The 18,347-nt window shown below is 47.4% G+C and carries 15 protein-coding genes and 1 tRNA gene; 5 read left to right on the top strand and 11 right to left on the bottom strand.

Going from position 1 to position 18,347, the window contains the following annotated elements; all coding sequences use genetic code 11:
- Window positions 1-3: 3 nt before the first annotated feature.
- The 5 genes from MED92_RS15470 to MED92_RS15450 all read left to right on the top strand — a co-directional run bounded on the left by MED92_RS15470 (window position 4) and on the right by MED92_RS15450 (window position 6,408).
- Window positions 4-1,368 carry an aspartate aminotransferase family protein gene (locus tag MED92_RS15470; RefSeq protein WP_040663125.1) on the top strand — a complete coding sequence of 455 codons (1,365 nt, stop codon included), beginning with the start codon at window positions 4-6 and terminating at the stop codon, window positions 1,366-1,368.
- Window positions 1,368-2,189 (top strand): beta-keto acid cleavage family enzyme, encoded by an 822-nt coding sequence (locus MED92_RS15465; RefSeq protein ID WP_007022514.1) that lies wholly within the window; start codon window positions 1,368-1,370, stop codon window positions 2,187-2,189. Before MED92_RS15470 ends, MED92_RS15465 begins: the two co-directional genes overlap by 1 nt.
- Window positions 2,190-2,319: 130 nt before the next feature.
- Complete coding sequence (locus MED92_RS15460) at window positions 2,320-3,285, top strand: TAXI family TRAP transporter solute-binding subunit (protein ID WP_007022513.1); 966 nt, start codon at window positions 2,320-2,322, stop codon at window positions 3,283-3,285.
- Between the two features lie 95 nt (window positions 3,286-3,380).
- On the top strand, window positions 3,381-5,984 hold the full coding sequence (locus MED92_RS15455) for a TRAP transporter permease (protein WP_007022512.1): 2,604 nt from the start codon (window positions 3,381-3,383) through the stop codon (window positions 5,982-5,984).
- Window positions 5,977-6,408 carry a universal stress protein gene (locus MED92_RS15450; protein WP_007022511.1) on the top strand — a complete coding sequence of 144 codons (432 nt, stop codon included), beginning with the start codon at window positions 5,977-5,979 and terminating at the stop codon, window positions 6,406-6,408. The genes MED92_RS15455 and MED92_RS15450 overlap by 8 nt, the downstream gene beginning before the upstream one ends.
- Window positions 6,409-6,554: 146 nt before the next feature.
- Here MED92_RS15450 and MED92_RS15445 read toward each other — a convergent pair.
- The 11 genes from MED92_RS15445 to MED92_RS15395 form a co-directional block, all read right to left on the bottom strand.
- Window positions 6,555-6,631, bottom strand: a tRNA-Pro gene (locus MED92_RS15445).
- Between the two features lie 84 nt (window positions 6,632-6,715).
- Entirely contained in the window at window positions 6,716-7,069 is a 354-nt protein-coding gene (locus tag MED92_RS15440; protein WP_007022510.1) for a MerR family transcriptional regulator, read from the bottom strand.
- Window positions 7,047-7,352, bottom strand: a complete 306-nt coding sequence (gene ihfA / locus MED92_RS15435) for an integration host factor subunit alpha (RefSeq protein ID WP_007022509.1) — start codon at window positions 7,350-7,352, stop codon at window positions 7,047-7,049. Before ihfA ends, MED92_RS15440 begins: the two co-directional genes overlap by 23 nt.
- Window positions 7,353-7,371: 19 nt before the next feature.
- Entirely contained in the window at window positions 7,372-9,768 is a 2,397-nt protein-coding gene (gene pheT, locus MED92_RS15430; protein ID WP_007022508.1) for a phenylalanine--tRNA ligase subunit beta, read from the bottom strand.
- Between the two features lie 49 nt (window positions 9,769-9,817).
- Window positions 9,818-10,801, bottom strand: coding sequence for a phenylalanine--tRNA ligase subunit alpha (gene pheS / locus MED92_RS15425; RefSeq protein WP_007022507.1), 984 nt, complete (start codon window positions 10,799-10,801; stop codon window positions 9,818-9,820).
- 156 nt (window positions 10,802-10,957) lie between these two features.
- Window positions 10,958-11,314, bottom strand: a complete 357-nt coding sequence (rplT, locus tag MED92_RS15420; protein WP_007022506.1) for a 50S ribosomal protein L20 — start codon at window positions 11,312-11,314, stop codon at window positions 10,958-10,960.
- Window positions 11,315-11,352: 38 nt separating this feature from the next.
- Window positions 11,353-11,547: a 50S ribosomal protein L35 gene (gene rpmI, locus MED92_RS15415; RefSeq protein ID WP_007022505.1), complete on the bottom strand. Its 195-nt coding sequence runs from the start codon at window positions 11,545-11,547 to the stop codon at window positions 11,353-11,355.
- Between the two features lie 105 nt (window positions 11,548-11,652).
- Window positions 11,653-12,156 (bottom strand): translation initiation factor IF-3, encoded by a 504-nt coding sequence (gene infC, locus MED92_RS15410; protein WP_007022504.1) that lies wholly within the window; start codon window positions 12,154-12,156, stop codon window positions 11,653-11,655.
- A gap of 69 nt (window positions 12,157-12,225) precedes the next feature.
- Window positions 12,226-14,145 carry a threonine--tRNA ligase gene (gene thrS / locus MED92_RS15405; RefSeq protein ID WP_007022503.1) on the bottom strand — a complete coding sequence of 640 codons (1,920 nt, stop codon included), beginning with the start codon at window positions 14,143-14,145 and terminating at the stop codon, window positions 12,226-12,228.
- A gap of 135 nt (window positions 14,146-14,280) precedes the next feature.
- Window positions 14,281-17,484 (bottom strand): mechanosensitive ion channel domain-containing protein, encoded by a 3,204-nt coding sequence (locus tag MED92_RS15400; RefSeq protein WP_007022502.1) that lies wholly within the window; start codon window positions 17,482-17,484, stop codon window positions 14,281-14,283.
- Between the two features lie 82 nt (window positions 17,485-17,566).
- Window positions 17,567-18,271, bottom strand: a complete 705-nt coding sequence (locus MED92_RS15395) for a FadR/GntR family transcriptional regulator (RefSeq protein WP_007022501.1) — start codon at window positions 18,269-18,271, stop codon at window positions 17,567-17,569.
- Between the last annotated feature and the right edge of the window lie 76 nt (window positions 18,272-18,347).

Genomic DNA, 18,347 nt, shown 5'->3' with positions numbered 1-18,347 from the left:
GCCGTGGACAGCAACGTCTTTCATCGCCATTGCCATAGCCAACTACCCACGGCTGTTGCAGGGGATGGAGTATATTTAATTGATCAGTCGGGCAAGCGTTACATGGATGCTTGCGGTGGTGCGGCAGTATCCTGCCTTGGTCATAATCATCCGGATATCAAAGCGGCATTAAAAAGCCAGGTAGACCAACTGAGTTATGCACACAGCGCTTTTTTTACCTCACAAGCAGCCGAGCAATTAGCTGAAAAATTAACAAGACTCGCGCCAGGTAATCTCAATCATGCCTATTTTGTGTCAGGCGGTTCGGAAGCTGTAGAGTCAGCCCTGAAACTTGCCAGGCAGTACTTTGTAGAAAAAGGCGAACTATCTCGTAAACGTTTTGTCGCACGCCGACAGAGCTATCATGGCAATACACTGGGTGCACTCGCCGTAGGTGGTAATGAATGGCGTAAAGAACCCTTCACGCCTTTGTTGATGGAACACCTCTACATTTCACCCTGCTACCCTTACCGCGATCAGCGTGATGGCGAAACACTTTATGAATATGGCCAACGGGTAGCAAATGAGCTGGAAGAAATTATCTTGCAAGAAGGCGCTGACTCCATCATCGGCTTTATAGCCGAACCGGTTGTCGGGGCAACATCAGGGGTCCTTACCCCCGTTGATGGATACTTCAAACGCATCCGCGAGATCTGCGACCAGTATGGAATCTTACTCATACTTGATGAAGTTATGTGCGGTATGGGCCGAACAGGTACGCTGTTCGCCCACGAGCAGGAAGGGATCACAGCAGATATTGTGACAGTGGCGAAAGGCCTTGGGGCTGGATATCAGCCGATTGGTGCAATGCTCGCCTCTGATGAGATCTACAATACTGTCTCTGAAGGCAGTGGATTTTTCCAGCATGGACATACTTATATGGCTCACTCTGCGGCGACAGCCACAGCGTTAGAGGTACTGAATGTCTTTGAACGAGAGCGTTTAATTCCAAAAGCCTGGGCTACTGGGAATGACCTGGGCCGAAAGCTGAAAGAGGCATTCAGTGACTCACCTTTTATTGGTGACATTCGCGGCCGCGGACTTTTTTGGGGACTTGAGATCGTTCAGGACCGAACCACAAAAGCCCCATTCCCGGTGACCTCAGCTATTCATAAGAAGATAAAGCAGGCCGCCATGGGCCACGGCCTGATGTGCTACCCAATGGGCGGGACCATAGACGGTAAAAACGGGCACCATATACTGCTGGCTCCTCCCTATATTATCAGTGCAGAACAGGTCGACGAATTAGTGCTGAAGCTAAAAAAAGCCGTCAACTCAGTGCTACCTTCTGAATACACAGCGATCATGCCTCAGGCTGGGAGCAATTAATGCAGGATGCACTCATCATCGTCGCGCCCAATGGGGCAAGAAAACAAAAATCGGATCATGCTAATTTGCCGATTACGCCTGAAGAGATCGCCGCGGAAGTAGAAGCCTGCGTGGAAGCCGGTGCTGGAATGGTCCATCTTCATGCACGTAAACCTGATGGTCAGCATTCACTGGAAATTGAAGATAATCTGGCCGTTTTAAAAGCAGTACGTGAACGTGTAGGTGATAATGTCATCGTGCAGATAACCACCGAGGCGATCGGCATCTACCATCCCGAGCAGCAGATGGCATTGATAACGGCAATCGAACCTGAAGCCGCATCATTTGCGATAAGAGAACTCATCCCCGATAAGGCATCAGAACAGAAAGCCTATGAGTTTTTCTCCTGGGTAGCTCAAAAGAAGATCATTGCTCAATACATCGTCTATTCAGTCGAGGAACTAAGAAAATACTTTGATCTCACTGAGCGGAATATTATTAAGCCGGATAGCCCACACCACGTACTTATCGTATTGGGCCGCTATACTGATAAACAACAATCAGATCCCGCAGATCTGGCCCCGTTCCTGCCATTATTGAGTCAGTTAAATGAGCATAATATTCGCTGGGCAGTCTGTGCTTTCGGGCACAAAGAGCAAGCATGCTTACTTTATGCTGCGCAGTTAGGAGGCGATGTCCGCATTGGCTTTGAAAATAACTGCTACACTCCTAGAGGGGATTTGGCAGATTCAAATGCTACGCAAGTCCGTGAATTAGTTGAACTAATCCAGTCTGAAGGACGCGACGTATTAAGTGCTGATATGTTTCGGAAGCTAAACTGATAATCAGGCCCTGAACAGCCTGACCGGTGAAAAATCTTAGAAATGTATTGGCTTTACAAGTACTTATATCCTAAAACTGAAAGACAGATAGCGAAAAAATAAAAATACACGATCCAAGGAGAGTAAAGTGATGAAGCTAAAAACAGCAATGATGAGTGCCGGTTTAACTGCACTTTTTGCAATGGCACCCAGTGTCCAGGCTCAAGAGTTTATTACAATCGGCACCGGTGGTGTGACAGGCGTTTATTATCCAACGGGCGGTGCAATCTGCCGTTTGGTGAATAAAGGCCGTAAAGATCACGGCATTCGTTGCTCTGTAGAAAGTACCGGTGGCTCTGTGTACAACATCAATACCATCAGAGCCGGTGAACTGGATATGGGTGTTGCTCAGTCAGATTGGCAGTTCCATGCGTATAACGGTACCAGTAAGTTTAAAGATGCCGGAGCCTTTAAAGATCTGAGAGCGGTGTTCTCTGTTCACCCTGAGCCATTCACTGTAGTGGCACGTGCTGATGCTGGCATCAAGAACTTCATGGATCTGAAAGGTAAGCGCGTAAACATTGGTAACCCTGGCTCTGGTCAACGCGGAACGATGGAAGTTCTGATGAAAGAGCTGGACTGGACAAACGATACGTTCAAATTAGCGTCAGAACTTAAAGCTGCTGAGCAGTCAAAAGCGCTGTGCGATAACAAAATCGACGCAATGGTCTACACCGTAGGTCACCCAAGTGGTTCCATTAAAGAAGCAACTACCTCATGTGACAGTGTTCTGGTTGAAGTATCCGGTAAAGCTGTAGATAAGCTGGTTGGCGATAACGACTTCTATCGTACTGCGACAATTCCAGGTGGAATGTACAACGGTACGGCTGCGGATACCAAAACATTTGGTGTAGGTGCTACCTTCGTAACATCAGCTAAAGTTGATGAAAAACTGGTTTACAACGTTGTGAAAGCCGTTTTTGAAAACTTTGATACATTCAAGAAACTACATCCAGCCTTTGCGAACCTGAAAAAAGAAGAGATGATCAAAGATGGTCTGTCAGCTCCTCTTCACCCAGGTGCTGCTAAGTACTACAAAGAAGCAGGCCTGATGTAAGACCTTTTTCACAATCCAAATTAGGTTGTTGAATATAATAAGGCCTGTTTCGACAGGCCTTATTTGCATGAGTATTTGCGATCCGGAGTCGTTCTATGAATACGGAAGCTCAGTCAGGCGCAGGGTCTGATGATAAGAATAAAGAGATAGAAGACCTTCTCAACTCTGAAACAGGCAGCAGAACACTAGATGGCCCCATAGGCAAGCTGGTCATCGGGCTATTAATTGCATGGTCTGCTTTTCAGCTTTGGTATGCATCACCTGTTCCGTTCATGGTGAATTTTGGTACATTCAACGAAGATCAGGCCAAATTTATCCACCTTTCCTTCGCTACCTTTTTAGCGTTTTGCCTTTTCCCCGCAACTAAAAATTCAAATCGATTCGGGCTGAGCCCCTTCGATATCCTGTTTGCGCTGGGCGCGGCGATGTCATGTCTCTACCTACTTATTTTTAGGGATCAACTCGCAGACCGTATCGGAGCCCCAACCACAACCGATGTAGTTATCGCCGTAGTCGGTATGATTACGCTCCTTGAAGCAACCCGAAGAGCGCTTGGCCCCCCTCTGGTTGTCGTCGCCGTTGTGTTTTTGACCTTCACCTTTGCTGGCCAATACATGCCTGATGTTATTGCACATAAAGGCGCCAGCTTAAACAAAGTATCTTCTCACCAATGGCTGACCACTGAAGGTGTTTTTGGGGTTGCATTAGGTGTTTCCACTGCTTTTGTATTCCTGTTTGTATTACTCGGCTCATTGCTTGATAAAGCCGGTGCCGGTAACTATCTGATTAAAGTTTCTTTTTCGCTGTTAGGCCATATGCGGGGAGGACCGGCAAAAGCAGCGGTTGTTGCCTCAGGACTGAGCGGTATTATTTCCGGTTCCTCAATTGCCAATGTGGTAACCACAGGAACCTTTACGATTCCATTGATGAAGCGTGTTGGCTTCCCGGCAACAAAAGCAGGCGCCGTTGAAGTTGCAGCATCAACCAATGGTCAGCTAACGCCACCGATTATGGGTGCCGCTGCATTCCTGATGGTGGAATATGTGGGTATTCCTTATATCGAAGTGATTAAGCATGCCATTTTGCCATCGCTAATCTCCTATATCGCTTTGATTTATATCGTCCACTTAGAAGCGTTAAAACTGAATATGCAGGGCATTCAGCGTCTGGTGGTCCCCACTATGGCGCAGCGGATGCTGTCTTGGGTAACAACCACCCTGATTATGCTGGTGTTATCTGCGGTTGTTTACTACGGCTCGACGTTCCTTGAATCAACATTGGGAACAATGGGGTATGTCGTCATGTTAGTGGCGATCATAGCCGGTTACTTTGCGTTAGTGCGTCTTTCTGCTCAGTACCCTGATCTGGCCGATGATGATAGTAGTATCGAGCTTGATCACCTGCCCGAGTCTAAACCGACGATTAACTCTGGCTTATATTTCGGTCTGCCGATCGTAGTGCTTCTCTGGGCGTTAGCGGTTAAGCAGTATTCCCCGCAGCAATCAGCCTTTTACTCGGTAGTATTCCTCATCGCTGTGGTACTTACTCACAAACCAATTAAAGCCTGGTTCCGTGGTGAATCCGACTGGGCATCCAAGTTTAAAGATTGTTGGGATGACTTTGTCGAAGGCTTGATTACCGGTGCGCGCAACATGGTGGGCATTGGTATAGCGACTGCAGCAGCCGGCATCATTGTAGGTACCGTCACTCTTACAGGCCTTGGCCAGATGATGACTGAGTTTGTTGAGTTTATCTCTGGCGGAAACTTGATCCTTATTCTGATATTTACCGCGTTGATTTGTATCATTCTGGGGATGGGCCTGCCTACGACCGCCAACTACATCGTAGTTTCCACCCTAATGGCGCCAGTTATTGTCTCCCTCGGTGCCGAAAACGGACTGATTGTTCCCTTAATTGCGGTTCATCTGTTCGTCTTCTATTTCGGCATATTAGCGGATGATACGCCCCCGGTTGGACTAGCGGCCTTTGCCGCCGCAGCGATTGGCAGGGCTGATCCGATCAAAACCGGTATTCAGGGGTTCACCTACGATATACGTACCGCCATCCTGCCGTTTATGTTCATTTTCAATACCCAGCTACTGCTGATCGGAATCGATTCTGTCTGGGATCTTCTTCTCACCGTTATCAGTGCCATCGTCGCTATTCTGGTCTTCTCTGCGGCAACTCAGGGGTACTGGCTTGTGAAAAGCCGGCTGTGGGAATCTCTAGTGCTGGTACTCATTGCCTTTAGCCTGTTCAGGCCAGGTTTCTGGTGGGATATGGTCTACCCACCTTCGGCTTCTCTGCCAACCTCACAGCTAGTCACTGAAGTTGAACAGCTTAATCAAGGTGAGTTCATCCAGTTGAAGTTTGAAGGTGAAACCATTGAGGGTGATGAAGTTAAGAAAACGGTTTCTTTACAGCTAGAGAGTGACTCCGGTGATGCTAAGCAACGTCTTGAATCGATGGGCTTAATGCTGACTCAGGAGAACGATAACTGGATTGTTGAGCTGGTCGTATTTGGTAGTGCCGCTGAGAAATCAGGTGTCGATTTTGGCTGGAAAATTACTGGCATTGAGAAAGCGGTGGATAGACCGCCTAAAGAGCTTGTCTTCATTCCGGCATTATTAATACTAGCCTTCATCGCCTGGTTACAACGCAGAAGAAGAGAACCCCTTGGGAGTAACAGCTATGTATGATTCAATTTTAGTGCCCATCGACATGGGGGAAAAAGGCTTTGCAGACAAAGTGGTTGAGAACGCGTTAGGTATTCTGAAACCCCACGGCAAGCTGATTCTTCTCTCTGCAGTCCCGGGCTATCAGATGCCTATTGTCGGCTCTTACTTCCCACAAGGGACCTTTGATCATTTAGTGAAGGATATCAAAAACCAATTGAAAGAATTCACAGAAAATTCCCTGCCGATCGACCCTTCCGAATGTTCAATGGTCGTTCAGGAAGGCAAACCTGCCGATGTGATACTTTCTGTTGCCAGCAAGGAAAAGGTCGACATCATTGTTATGGCGAGCCATAAGCAAAGCCGTATGGAAAGAACCGTGATCGGCTCAATTGCTAATAAAGTCGTTGGCCGAGCTGATATACCGGTACTGGTTGTGAAAGGTTAGTACTTTAAGCCTTCAAAAAAGCAAAAAGCCGATTTCACTGAATCGGCTTTTTTATATCTCAAATCAGCTTTACTGCAATCAATATCGAATTAAAAGAACGAAAAAAAGCAGAAGCTCGATCTTAGATAAGAGAAAAGAAGTTTAAATGGTCGGGATGAGAGGATTTGAACCTCCGACCCCTTGCACCCCATGCAAGTGCGCTACCAAGCTGCGCTACATCCCGACATTAGAACGGTAACGAACGTTACCAGGCTGGCTATATTAACTTAACCATTTGAAACAGTGAAGGTTTTTATACCACTAAAGACTATCTCTTTATCGACTCTAGCAGTTCTTCAAGCTCAGTAATCGTCTGGCGCAATAACTGTTTATACTGGCTCTGATCATCTTCATTATGGTCGCCGGCAAGATACTGCTTTGCACCACTCAGGGTATAGCCCTGATCATGTAAAAGACTTTTGATTTGACGGATTAACAGAACATCCTGTCGCTGATAGTAACGACGGTTGTTTCGTTTGACAGGGGATATCTGGCTAAACTCTTTTTCCCAATAACGCAGTACATGCGCTTTGACATCACAGAGCTTAGCCACTTCACCAATTGTAAAATAACGCTTACCCGGAATTGGGTTGGGGTCGTTACTCTGGGCTGTCTCCAGCATAGGCTTCGACGCGATCCTTCAGTTTTTGCCCCGGTCGGAATGTCACTACTCTGCGTGCAGAGATAGGCACTTCTTCCCCGGTTTTAGGATTCCGGCCTGGTCTTTGCCGCTTATCACGCAGATCAAAGTTTCCAAAGCCGGACAACTTTACCTGCTCGTTAGCAGCCAGACATGCCCGGATTTCATCAAAGAACGATTCCACCATTTCTTTGGCTTCACGTTTGTTTAAACCCAGCTCTTCATTTAGGCGTTCAGCCATATCCGCTTTTGTTAACGAGCTCATGTAAATCACCTTTCGCTGCTTACTCTCGCAATGAGGCACCAAACTCACTGGTCAGTGCAGAAACAACCGCATCAATTGCGCTGTTTATTTCTTCATCATTAAGAGTGCGCGAAGGATGCTGCCACGTCAAGCCCAGAGCAAGACTTTTTCTTCCCTTTTCAATACCTTGCCCCTGATAAACGTCAAATAGGGTGATATTTTTCAGGAATTCGCCTGCCTGTTTTTCGGCAGCCTGACGTACTGAATCGAAGGCAATTCCCTCTTCAACGATGACCGCAAGATCACGACGAGACTCAGGGAATTTAGAGATTTCAGTGTAACGAGGCAGTTTACCCTGGAGTAAAGCAGCCTGATTAATCTCAAACAGGTAAACCGGACCATTCAGTCCCAATTCCTTGACGAGGTTCGGATGCAATGCACCAATGAAACCAACAGGCTGACCATTACGCTCGATGCGCGCAGTCTGTCCTGGGTGAAGCGCTACATGACGATCGGCTACAAAGCTAAATTCATCTTCCGCTCCGCCCAGTGCAAGTAGGCTTTCCAGGTCACCTTTGATATCAAAGAAATCAACCTGATCTTTGCCTGCATTCCAGCCTTCAGGATCGCGGGAACCTGCAAGAATACCTGCAACTACGTTCTCCTGAATGATCTCATCACCAGAAGTAGGCAGGAAGCGTTGACCGCTTTCGAACATACGAACACGGCTTTGCTGACGATTCTGGTTGTGCTGCAACGCCTTAGCCAAACCCGGCCAGATTGTCGTACGCATAACCGCCATTTCAGCAGAGATAGGGTTAGCCAAAGCAATCGCTTCATACTTGTCATCAAACTGCTTAGCCAGTCCAGCTTCGATAAAGCTGTAAGTGATCGCTTCCTGGTAACCCAGGGCAATCAATGCACGACGAACCTGCTGAATCGCAACTTTGGTTTCATCACGCTCTTTAATCGGCATAGAGGCTGTCGGTGTGCGTACGGGTAGATTGTTGTAACCGTATACACGTGCCAGCTCTTCGATCAGATCAACTTCGATAGCGATATCAAAACGATAAGACGGTACAGATACATGCCACTCGCCTTCTGTTGATGTTTTCTCAACACCCAGACCTAAACGTGTCAGGATCTCTTCGATCTCTTCTGCTGGCATGTCGAACGCCAGCATTGCGTTCACTTTCGCGTGACGCAGGAACACCTGGCGGTCTGAAGGTAGTTCATCCTGGTTCGCTGTTTCAGTTACAGGACCTGCTTCGCCACCTACGATATCCAGCAACAGTTCAGTCGCACGGTTGATCGCACGAGTCTGTAGCTGCCAATCCACACCACGCTCAAAGCGGTGTGAGGAGTCTGTGTGCAAGCCATAAGAACGCGCACGGCCAGCAATAGAGATCGGGTTAAAGAAAGCGCTTTCCAGGAAGATATTCTTCGTTTCAGCAGTAACACTGGTAGGTTCACCACCCATAATGCCGGCCATAGCAACAGGGCCATTCGCATCAGTAATTGCCAGCGTGTCAGCATTCAACTCAACTTCCTGGCCATCAAGAAGTGTCAGCTTCTCACCCTGCTCTGCGCGACGAACGACAATACCGCCCGCCAATTTATCCAGATCAAAAGCGTGCATTGGCTGACCCAGTTCAAGCAGAACGTAGTTAGTCACATCAACTACCGGATCAATACTACGAACACCAGAACGCTCAAGCTTCTGTTTCATCCACAATGGCGTTTCCGCAGCCGGATCGATACCACGAATCACTCGGCCTACATAACGTGGGCAGTCTGCCGCATCTTTCAACTCAACCGCAAAGGTATCGTCGATCACAGCCGCCGTTTCTTTGTCTTCAACAAAAGTAACCGGCGCTTTGTTCAGTACACCTACTTCACGAGCAAGACCCGCAATACTCAGGCAGTCACCACGGTTAGGTGTCAGATCAACATCAATGATCTTGTCGTCAAGATTCAGGTATTCACGGATCGATGTGCCTACTGGGGCATTTGCCGGCAACTCCATGATGCCGTCATGATCATCTGAAATACCCAACTCATCTTCAGCACATAGCATGCCGAAAGATTCAACCTGACGCAGCTTTGCTTTCTTGATTTTGAAATCTTTTCCATCAGGCCCTGGCAGAACAGCACCTATCGTTGCAAATGCTGTCTTCAAACCTGCACGTGCGTTGGGTGCACCACAAACGACCTGAAACTCTTCATTACCATCGGTAACTTTACATACCTGCAGCTTGTCTGCATTTGGATGCTGCTCAGCTGCCAGGATTTCACCTACCACTACACCTGTGAAATCTTTTGCTGCTGCTTCTACTTCGTCTACTTCCAGACCTGCCATTGTGATCTGATCAACGATTCCCTGAGTATCGATTGCAGGGTTAACCAGTTCACGTAACCACTTTTCACTGAATTTCATTTTGCTTTCCCGAAAATCCTGTTAATAACCGCTAAAACGTTTGTCTTGATCAGTTGAACTGATTCAGGAAACGCAGGTCGTTTTCAAAGAACAGACGCAGGTCATTCACGCCGTAACGCAACATAGCCAGACGCTCTACACCCATACCGAATGCAAAACCGGTGTACTCTTCTGGATCGATACCAGAGTATTCAAATACTTTTGGATGCACCATGCCGCAACCGAGTACTTCCAGCCATTTGCCATCGCCACGATCGATATCGACTTCGATAGATGGTTCAGTAAATGGGAAGTAAGAAGGACGGAAACGTACACGTACATCTTCTTCAAAGAATGCGCGCAGGAACTGCTCCAGTGTGCCTTTCAGATCAGCAAAACTGATATTTTTATCCACAATCAAGCCTTCCACCTGGTGGAACATGGGTGAATGCGTCTGATCGTAATCGCAACGGTATACACGGCCTGGGCAAATAATACGCAGTGGAGGTTCCTGAGACTCCATCGTTCTGACCTGTACGCCAGACGTGTGAGTACGCAGTAGCGTATTAGCATTGAAGTAGAACGTGTCATGCATCGCACGTGCCGGGTGGTGCGAAGGAATATTCAATGCTTCAAAGTTGTGGTAGTCGTCCTCAATTTCAGGACCTTCTTCAACGGTGTAGCCGATAGACGCGAAAAACTCTTCAATACGCTCCATCGTTTTAGTCACCGGGTGAAGGCCACCCAGCTCCTGACCACGACCAGGCAAAGTAACATCAATGGTTTCAGCCGCCAGTTTTGCTTCAAGTGCAGCGGATTCCAGCTCAGTTTTGCGTGCATTGATCTTTTCCTGCAGCGCTTGCTTCGCTTCATTGATTTTCGCACCCGCCTGCGGACGCTCTTCTGGTGTCAGCTTACCTAACCCTTTAAGTAGGGCAGTCAGTTCACCTTTTTTACCCAGGTACTGAACACGCACTTCATCCAGTTCTTGAGTGGAGGTTGCTTTAGCAACCGCTTCGGCACCTGCTGACAACAGGCTTTGAATGTTTTCCATTATCCGGCTCCAACTATACGGAGATAATCTGTAATTCAGTCGTTTGGCTTAGCGTTCAAACACTAAAAACTAAGCAAAAAAACCGAAAAAATAGGGGAAGAGCTCGCACCCTTCCCCTATTTCAATAAAGTCGTTTACACGACACTGGGTGCTTGCTTACGCCAGAGAAGCTTTAGCTTTCTCAACGATTGCAGCAAATGCGCCAGCTTCGTGAACAGCCAGATCAGCCAGAACCTTACGGTCGATTTCGATGTTAGCCTTTTTCAGACCAGCAATGAAACGGCTGTAAGACAGACCGTTCAGACGTGCACCAGCGTTGATACGAGCAATCCACAGAGCGCGGAATTGACGCTTACGCTGACGACGGTCACGGTATGCATACTGACCAGCTTTGATAACTGCCTGTTTAGCAACGCGGAATACACGGCTACGAGCACCGTAATAACCTTTTGCTTTTTTCAGGACCTTCTTGTGACGACGACGAGCAATAACACCACGTTTTACGCGAGCCATGTCTTTCTTCCTCTAAATTCTGTTAACTAAAAAATCGATTAAATGTAAGGCAGCATGCGACGAACCAACGCCTTGTCTGCAGCGTGTACCTGCAGCATAGGGCGAAGCTGACGCTTACGCTTTGTAGATTTCTTAGTCAGAATGTGACTAGTGAAAGACTGTTTGTGTTTAAAGCCGTTAGCGGTTTTCTTAAAACGCTTAGCCGCACCACTATTGGATTTCATTTTAGGCATTACTAAAATCTCCACGCATTCGTTAATTTTTTTTTCACACGAAACAAACGACAAAACCCGTAGCTGTCTTTTTCAAGGCAGTCACGGGTTAAGGAAAGTAACGAGTTACTTTTTCTTCTTCGGAGCGATGACCATGACCAGTTGACGGCCTTCCATCTTAGGACGCTGTTCAACGGTAATCATCTCTTCCAACTCTTTTTCAATTCGTTGGAGGAGCTGCATACCCAGTTCCTGATGAGCCATCTCACGGCCGCGATAACGTAGTGTTATCTTGGCTTTATCTCCTGCTTCAAGGAAACGTATCAGGTTGCGTAGTTTTACCTGATAATCCCCTTCTTCCGTATTAGGACGGAATTTCACTTCCTTGATCTGGACCTGATGCTGCTTCTTCTTGGCTTCATTTTTCTGCTTCTTCAATTCATAAAGATGCTTGCCATAATCCATCACTTTACAAACGATGGGATCAGCTTCAGAGATTTTAACCAGATCAAGTCCCGCTTCTTGAGCTGCCTCAAGAGCGTCGTTTACCGGTACGATGCCAATCTGTGTTCCGTCTGGACCAATAAGTCTGCACTGTTTAGCTACTTTCAGTAGATTCTCATTGATCATGGGCTCTTCTCTACGAGCGCCCCTTCTATTATCACGCCTGATAGTCGTATCTCCTGACTTTATTTAGACTTATGAGTCCTGACGACCTTTCTTAGCGACATCACTGCCAAGAAGGTTTACAAATTCATCTAGAGGCATAGATCCCAGGTCTTCACCTGTGCGAGTACGGACTGCAACCGCTCCTGCCTCTACTTCTTTATCGCCAATTACAAGAAGATATGGAACCTTCTGTAAAGTGCGCTCGCGAATTTTAAAGCCGATCTTCTCATTTCTCAAGTCCGACTCGGCCCTGAATCCTTTATTTTCAAGATTTTGGACAACTTTTTCGCAATAATCGGCCTGTTTATCCGTAATATTCATTACAACAGCCTGTACAGGTGCCAACCAAGTTGGTAATGCACCTGCATAGTTTTCGATCAAAATACCGATAAAGCGCTCGAATGAACCCAGAATTGCACGGTGAATCATTACTGGCGTTTCACGCTCACCCTGCTCGTTTACAAACTGTGCACCCAGGCGGCCAGGCATCGAGAAATCGACCTGAACGGTGCCACACTGCCATACTCGACCCAGGCAATCCTTCAGTGAGAATTCGATCTTAGGACCATAGAACGCGCCTTCACCTGGCAACAGATCCCATTTAAGGCCTGCGTTATCCAGTGCATCAGCAAGGGCTTTCTCAGACTTATCCCAAACTTCATCGCTACCCACACGTTTCTCAGGACGTGTAGACAGCTTGTACTGAATCTCCTGGAAGCCAAAATCTGCATACACTTCATGCAGGAAGTCGATGAACTCGGATACTTCACTCTGGATGCTATCTTCAGCACAGAAAATGTGACCATCGTCCTGAACGAAACCGCGAACACGCATAATACCGTGCAGCGCGCCGGATGGTTCGTTACGATGACAAGAACCAAACTCAGCCATACGCAATGGCAGATCACGATAGGAGCGGATACCCTGGTTGTATACCTGAACGTGACATGGGCAGTTCATTGGTTTCACAGCAAAATCACGGTTCTCAGAGTGGGTAGTAAACATCTCTTCAGAGAATTTTTCCCAGTGACCTGATTTTTCCCATAGAGTACGTTCAACAACCTGAGGGGTCTTAACTTCAACATACTTGCGCGGACGAAGCTTTTGGCGCATGTATTGTTCGATACCTTGGTAAAGCGCCCAACCTTTAGGGTGCCAGAACACCATACCTGGTGCTTCTTCCTGCAGATGGAACAGATCTAACTGCTTACCCAGCTTACGGTGGTCACGTTTTTCTGCTTCTTCCAGACGGTGTAGGTAGGCTTTAAGTGCTTTCTTATCGCCCCATGCTGTACCGTAGATACGCTGCAGCATCTCGTTGTTGGAATCACCACGCCAGTATGCTCCAGCAACCTTCATCAGTTTGAAAGCTTTGATATGGCCAGTTGATGGTACGTGTGGACCACGGCATAGATCGATAAAGTCGCCCTGAGAATAGAAAGACAGATCTTCCGAGTCTGGGACTGCTTGTAGCAGTTCAACCTTATACTTCTCACCCATCTCATCAAACATCTTAGTCGCTTCATCACGACTCATCAGAGAGCGGGTAACGGGTAGATTCTGCTTCGCCAGTTCAGCCATCTTCTTCTCGATCTTTTCCAGATCTTCAGGCGTGAATGGACGTTCATATGCAAAATCGTAGTAGAAACCATCTTCAATAACAGGCCCGATTGTTACCTGAGCACCTGGGAACAGCTCCTGAACAGCCATCGCCATCAAATGCGCTGTGGAGTGACGAATCACTTCCAGGCCTGCTTCATCACGCGCAGTGATGATTGCCAGGTCAGCATCATTTTCAATGGTGTAGGAGGTATCAACTTCTTGACCGTCGACTTTGCCCGCCAGTGCAGCTTTCGCCAGACCAGCACCAATATCAGCGGCAACTTCAAATACAGTAACAGGGTTAGCAAACTCGCGCTTGCTACCATCAGGCAGGGTAATTACAGGCATGTTATTTCCTTGGTATCAGTGGTGACCCATACGTAAGGCCACTTATTGAATTCTATACAGCCCCGATGTCGTACAAACCAAGTACGGTGCGGGGAGCGGCATTATAGTTGAAAAAAAACCAGGCGGCTAGGCCACCTAGTTTCTTTTCAAATGCACATCCAGCTGCGGGAATGCGATCTCAATGCCGGCCTGTTTGAACTTATCTGCTACCCGTGTATTAACCCTGTGATTCATCTCTAATCGATCGACCATCGCGCTAACATAAAAACGCAACTCCAGATTGAGAGAGCTATCGGCAAACTGGGTAAAGAATGCCTCAGGTTTTGGATCTCTCAGCACTCGCTCCTCTTCCTGTGCCGCTTCTAATAACAGCTCACGGGCCAGGTCAGTATCCGAACCATAAGCGATCCCCACTGGCACAACCACTCGGGTGATTGAGTCAGTCAACGACCAGTTGATCAGTTGCTGGGTGATAAACGCCTTGTTCGGAATAATCACCTCTTTGCGATCCCAGTCAGTAATCGTGGTTGCGCGTATCTGGATTCGGGTCACCGTTCCGGTCAGTCCATCTATCGTTACCGTGTCTCCGATACGCACAGGTTTTTCAAACAGAATAATTAAGCCAGAGACGAAGTTGGCGACAATCTCCTGTAAACCAAAGCCCAGACCCACACCCAACGCGGCAACCAGCCACTGTAACTTGCCCCACTCCAAGCCAAAGCTTGAAAATGCCAACAAGATACCGACCATAATCAGTGTGTACTTTAATAACGAGCTAATCGCGTAACCGGTACCTGGAGACAGGTCCAGATTCCTCAGAATCAATAGCTCTAACAAACCTGGCAGGTTATAGGCGGCAAGTAAGCAGAGAGACAGAACAACCACACCAAAAATAACTGACTTCAGGGTGACCAGCGCCGTTTCCCCATCGCTGGTGACACTACTCCATAACTCGATGTTATCGAGCACCCCAAATAGCGGTAGGTAACCTCCCATCCCAGCCCAGATCAACATCCCTAATACCACCACCGTTGCTGTCTTCAACAACGTACGTGACTGGTCTGAAATGGTCTGCATATTCAGATAGTTGGTTTCCAGAGGGGGTTCTTCGTCTGGGTTCTCCCTAGCGGCCAATATTTCTGCGCGTCTGGCTTTCGCTCGATCAAACTCCAATCGGCGCTCAGAGATCAATACCAACCGCAAGCCCAGTTTGTAGAACATAAAAGTCAGCAGGAGCAAGAACGCCAGCTGTGAGCCAGCATACAAAATAAGGTTTACGGTAAAGGTATAGCCGAGCCCGACCAAAACAATGAGCGAGAAATTAACCAGTATCAGTAAAGACAGCCAGAGCTCTGCTCTGAGCCACCAGCTTTTAGACTTCATAATCTGGTTAATTTGCGGTACTGATCGCCATAGCCTGAAGAACAGATAGCCAATGGAAAACAGCAACAGGAAGATAACCAATCTCACCAGCCCTGAACGCATCTCATCGCTGTCAATGTCCCAGATATAAGCATGGAACATGATCAACGGCACACACACCAGCAATACCCAGTAAGCCAGTTTACGAAGCAACAAACACAGCTCTTCGCTGACCCCAAAATGGATACAGAACAACCCGTCCGGCGTTGTTAGCCAGAAACGCATTGAAAGTAAGAACCACCCCAGTATCGCCACGACCTGTAGCATTGCTTCTAGCTGATCCGCATCCGGATGACTCTGATTAACCAGGTTTTTTCCGACAATTAACAAGCCGGCTGGCAGATAGATCGTCAGCAGCGGGCCAAGCAACACCGCTTTAAAGGTATGCATAAGCCGGTCATGAACAACATTCCCAAGCTGCTTCGCCCATAAAGATGTTCGCGATGCCGCATACCCTCTGAGCCAAAGTACACCCAACATAATGACGATGAAGAGCACAATACGCCCAGGTGTTTTATCATTACTCTTAAACAGTGGTTGCTCAGTCGCTTGAACCAGACGCCCGTAAACCTGCTCTGATGAGATACCGATCTCTTTAAACCAAGAACTATCCAGTTCAGGTGTAACCGGATTCCATAGCAAGTGGCGGCTGATCGTTTCCCGATTACTACTGATCTGCTGATTAACCTGCCTTTGTATATTGAGGATTTGATTCAGTTTCAGGCTCAGTTGGGATTGCGCATCACTCAGCTGATTAAGTAGCTGCTTCTGATCATCAAGCAGATTTTGAAATCGACGTAGCTGAGCTTTATTAAGTGAGGGCATGGCCTCCTGAGTGGCCTGTTTATCGCCGCTAACATTTAGACGCTGTTCCAACTGAGCCCTTTGTAAACGAAGCTGTGCAATTTCCTGAGATACCTTCCTGGTATCCTGAGCCGTTCTGTTTTCAAAAATAAACTGGATCTGTGCAGGAGTGATATGGCTGACTTCCAGCTCTAATTGTTGCCGTATCAGATTAAAGGATGTGGTTAACTGGGAAAGCCTTATCTGCTCCGCTCTTCTTTCCTGGTCATAGCTTTCTATGTCAACTAACAGGGCCCTCAGTTGCTGACTGAGTTGTTGGTTCTCTTTACGCAACAGTTGAATGGCCTGAACTTCCGAATCAGCTTCAGCGCTTTTTTCTAGCTCCCTTAGCGCCAATTCTGCCTCAGCTCTTTGCCTGACCTGCTTAAACTCCCCCAGGCTATTCAAGTACTGATTCTGAAGTTTTAGCTCTCGTTCAAGTAGCTGACCGTTTAATTTGGCTATTTCTGCCCTCTTAGGGAGCACGAGCAATTCAAGCTCCAACGCCTGCTGCCTTAAGTTGTATTCAGCAAAACTTGCCGATTGTAACTGGGTAGCAAGGTCGCTGTTTTCAGCAAACTGAGGCTTATCATCAGAGAAATCCACAAACTTCAGATTAGCTAATTGCTCACGAATCGTTTGCTGCCTTTCCTCAGCCTGAGACGCTGTTTGTCGATATTCTGCCTGTGTACGGTTAAGCTCAAGAACCCTGGCATTCGTCTGGGTTTCACGCTTTTCCAACTCTGCCAGCGTTATCTCATAGGCGATATCAGGCAAGGGCGAGGTCGATTCAGACAAACGCGTTTCTATAGCCTGCAGAACCTTGGGCTGTAACTCGAGCTCTGACTGTAAAGAGCCTATCTTGTTTTGCAGGAGTTCCTGCTCTTTTAGAGCACTGATTATTTTTTGCTGTATGGCCCTTTTTTCCTGCTCTGAAGGGATGGAGGAATTAACAGATAGATCAAGCTGTTGCTGCAGTTGAGCGATATCTTTCTGCAGATCCACCGCTGAATAGATATTCACACTGAAGAGCATCAGTACGCTGATAAGAAGTGTTGCAATGGCACGCAGCATAGCGTTTGGTAGTCCCTTTAATCCCTTTATAATAATTAGGACTATAGTCTTAGATTGATCGATAAGGAATCCCAATTTACCCCTATTCGCTGTCTATTAATAAGCGCCGGGTGAAATCGATATGCTCAGTCGCAACACGACGCGCCAAATCCGCCTGGCGGGTTTGCAATGCCTGATTAATTTGCAGATGCTGAGCACTGATACCATCAGGATAACGGCCAAACTTTTTCAGTGTACGATCCAGTACCCCGTAGATCGCATTAAAATATCGATTGTAGAAGATCTGACTAAAAGAGATGACCAGCAGATTATGGCTCGCTTCTGCGATCATCATATGAAAGCGCAGATCTGCTTTAGCTTTCGCCAGTGTGGTATTCCCTGTATCCCTGGCCTGCATCGCCTCAAACTCTGTACCGATTTTTGCTAACTGCTCATCAGTTGCTCTGATCGATGCATAGTAAGCCGCCTCCCCCTCCAGAGCTGCGCGCATCTCCATAACCTGGATCTGGAAATCGATATTATCACCGATGCCTTCTAGAGGAAGGTCAAAATGACTCTCCAGCAAATTACGGCAGACAGAGCCGCCACCATGATAGGTTTCAATAATGCCTTTTAATTCAAGATCCTGAATGGCTTCCCTAACGGTCGCCCGGGATAACTGATGACTTTCAGACAAGCTTCTTTGCGAAGGCAATTTCTGCCCCGGGCAAATATCGCCAAACAGGATCTGCTCCTGTAAAACCTCACTCAACGTTGCACTTAAGCTGTCAGTTTTAAGAGTACTCATCCCTATTCCACATCCCTTCACCTAAATCTTGGTCAGACCAGTTGATAGTTTAGCATTTCTTTTGCGCTATCTATTA

This window comes from Neptuniibacter caesariensis, assembly GCF_000153345.1.
Classification (GTDB): domain Bacteria; phylum Pseudomonadota; class Gammaproteobacteria; order Pseudomonadales; family Balneatricaceae; genus Neptuniibacter; species Neptuniibacter caesariensis.
Note: the sequence above shows the minus strand (reverse complement) of the source record. Positions and strands in the feature narration are given on the sequence as shown.

Coding starts and splice junctions, on each gene's coding strand:
- MED92_RS15465 (WP_007022514.1), top strand. CDS start 1,368: ATGCAGGATGCACTCATCATCGTCGCGCCCAATGGGGCAAGAAAACAA.
- MED92_RS15460 (WP_007022513.1), top strand. CDS start 2,320: ATGAAGCTAAAAACAGCAATGATGAGTGCCGGTTTAACTGCACTTTTT.
- MED92_RS15455 (WP_007022512.1), top strand. CDS start 3,381: ATGAATACGGAAGCTCAGTCAGGCGCAGGGTCTGATGATAAGAATAAA.
- MED92_RS15450 (WP_007022511.1), top strand. CDS start 5,977: ATGTATGATTCAATTTTAGTGCCCATCGACATGGGGGAAAAAGGCTTT.
- MED92_RS15440 (WP_007022510.1), bottom strand. CDS start 7,069: ATGCTGGAGACAGCCCAGAGTAACGACCCCAACCCAATTCCGGGTAAG.
- ihfA (WP_007022509.1), bottom strand. CDS start 7,352: ATGAGCTCGTTAACAAAAGCGGATATGGCTGAACGCCTAAATGAAGAG.
- pheT (WP_007022508.1), bottom strand. CDS start 9,768: ATGAAATTCAGTGAAAAGTGGTTACGTGAACTGGTTAACCCTGCAATC.
- pheS (WP_007022507.1), bottom strand. CDS start 10,801: ATGGAAAACATTCAAAGCCTGTTGTCAGCAGGTGCCGAAGCGGTTGCT.
- rplT (WP_007022506.1), bottom strand. CDS start 11,314: ATGGCTCGCGTAAAACGTGGTGTTATTGCTCGTCGTCGTCACAAGAAG.
- rpmI (WP_007022505.1), bottom strand. CDS start 11,547: ATGCCTAAAATGAAATCCAATAGTGGTGCGGCTAAGCGTTTTAAGAAA.
- infC (WP_007022504.1), bottom strand. CDS start 12,156: ATGATCAATGAGAATCTACTGAAAGTAGCTAAACAGTGCAGACTTATT.
- thrS (WP_007022503.1), bottom strand. CDS start 14,145: ATGCCTGTAATTACCCTGCCTGATGGTAGCAAGCGCGAGTTTGCTAAC.
- MED92_RS15400 (WP_007022502.1), bottom strand. CDS start 17,484: ATGCTGCGTGCCATTGCAACACTTCTTATCAGCGTACTGATGCTCTTC.
- MED92_RS15395 (WP_007022501.1), bottom strand. CDS start 18,271: ATGAGTACTCTTAAAACTGACAGCTTAAGTGCAACGTTGAGTGAGGTT.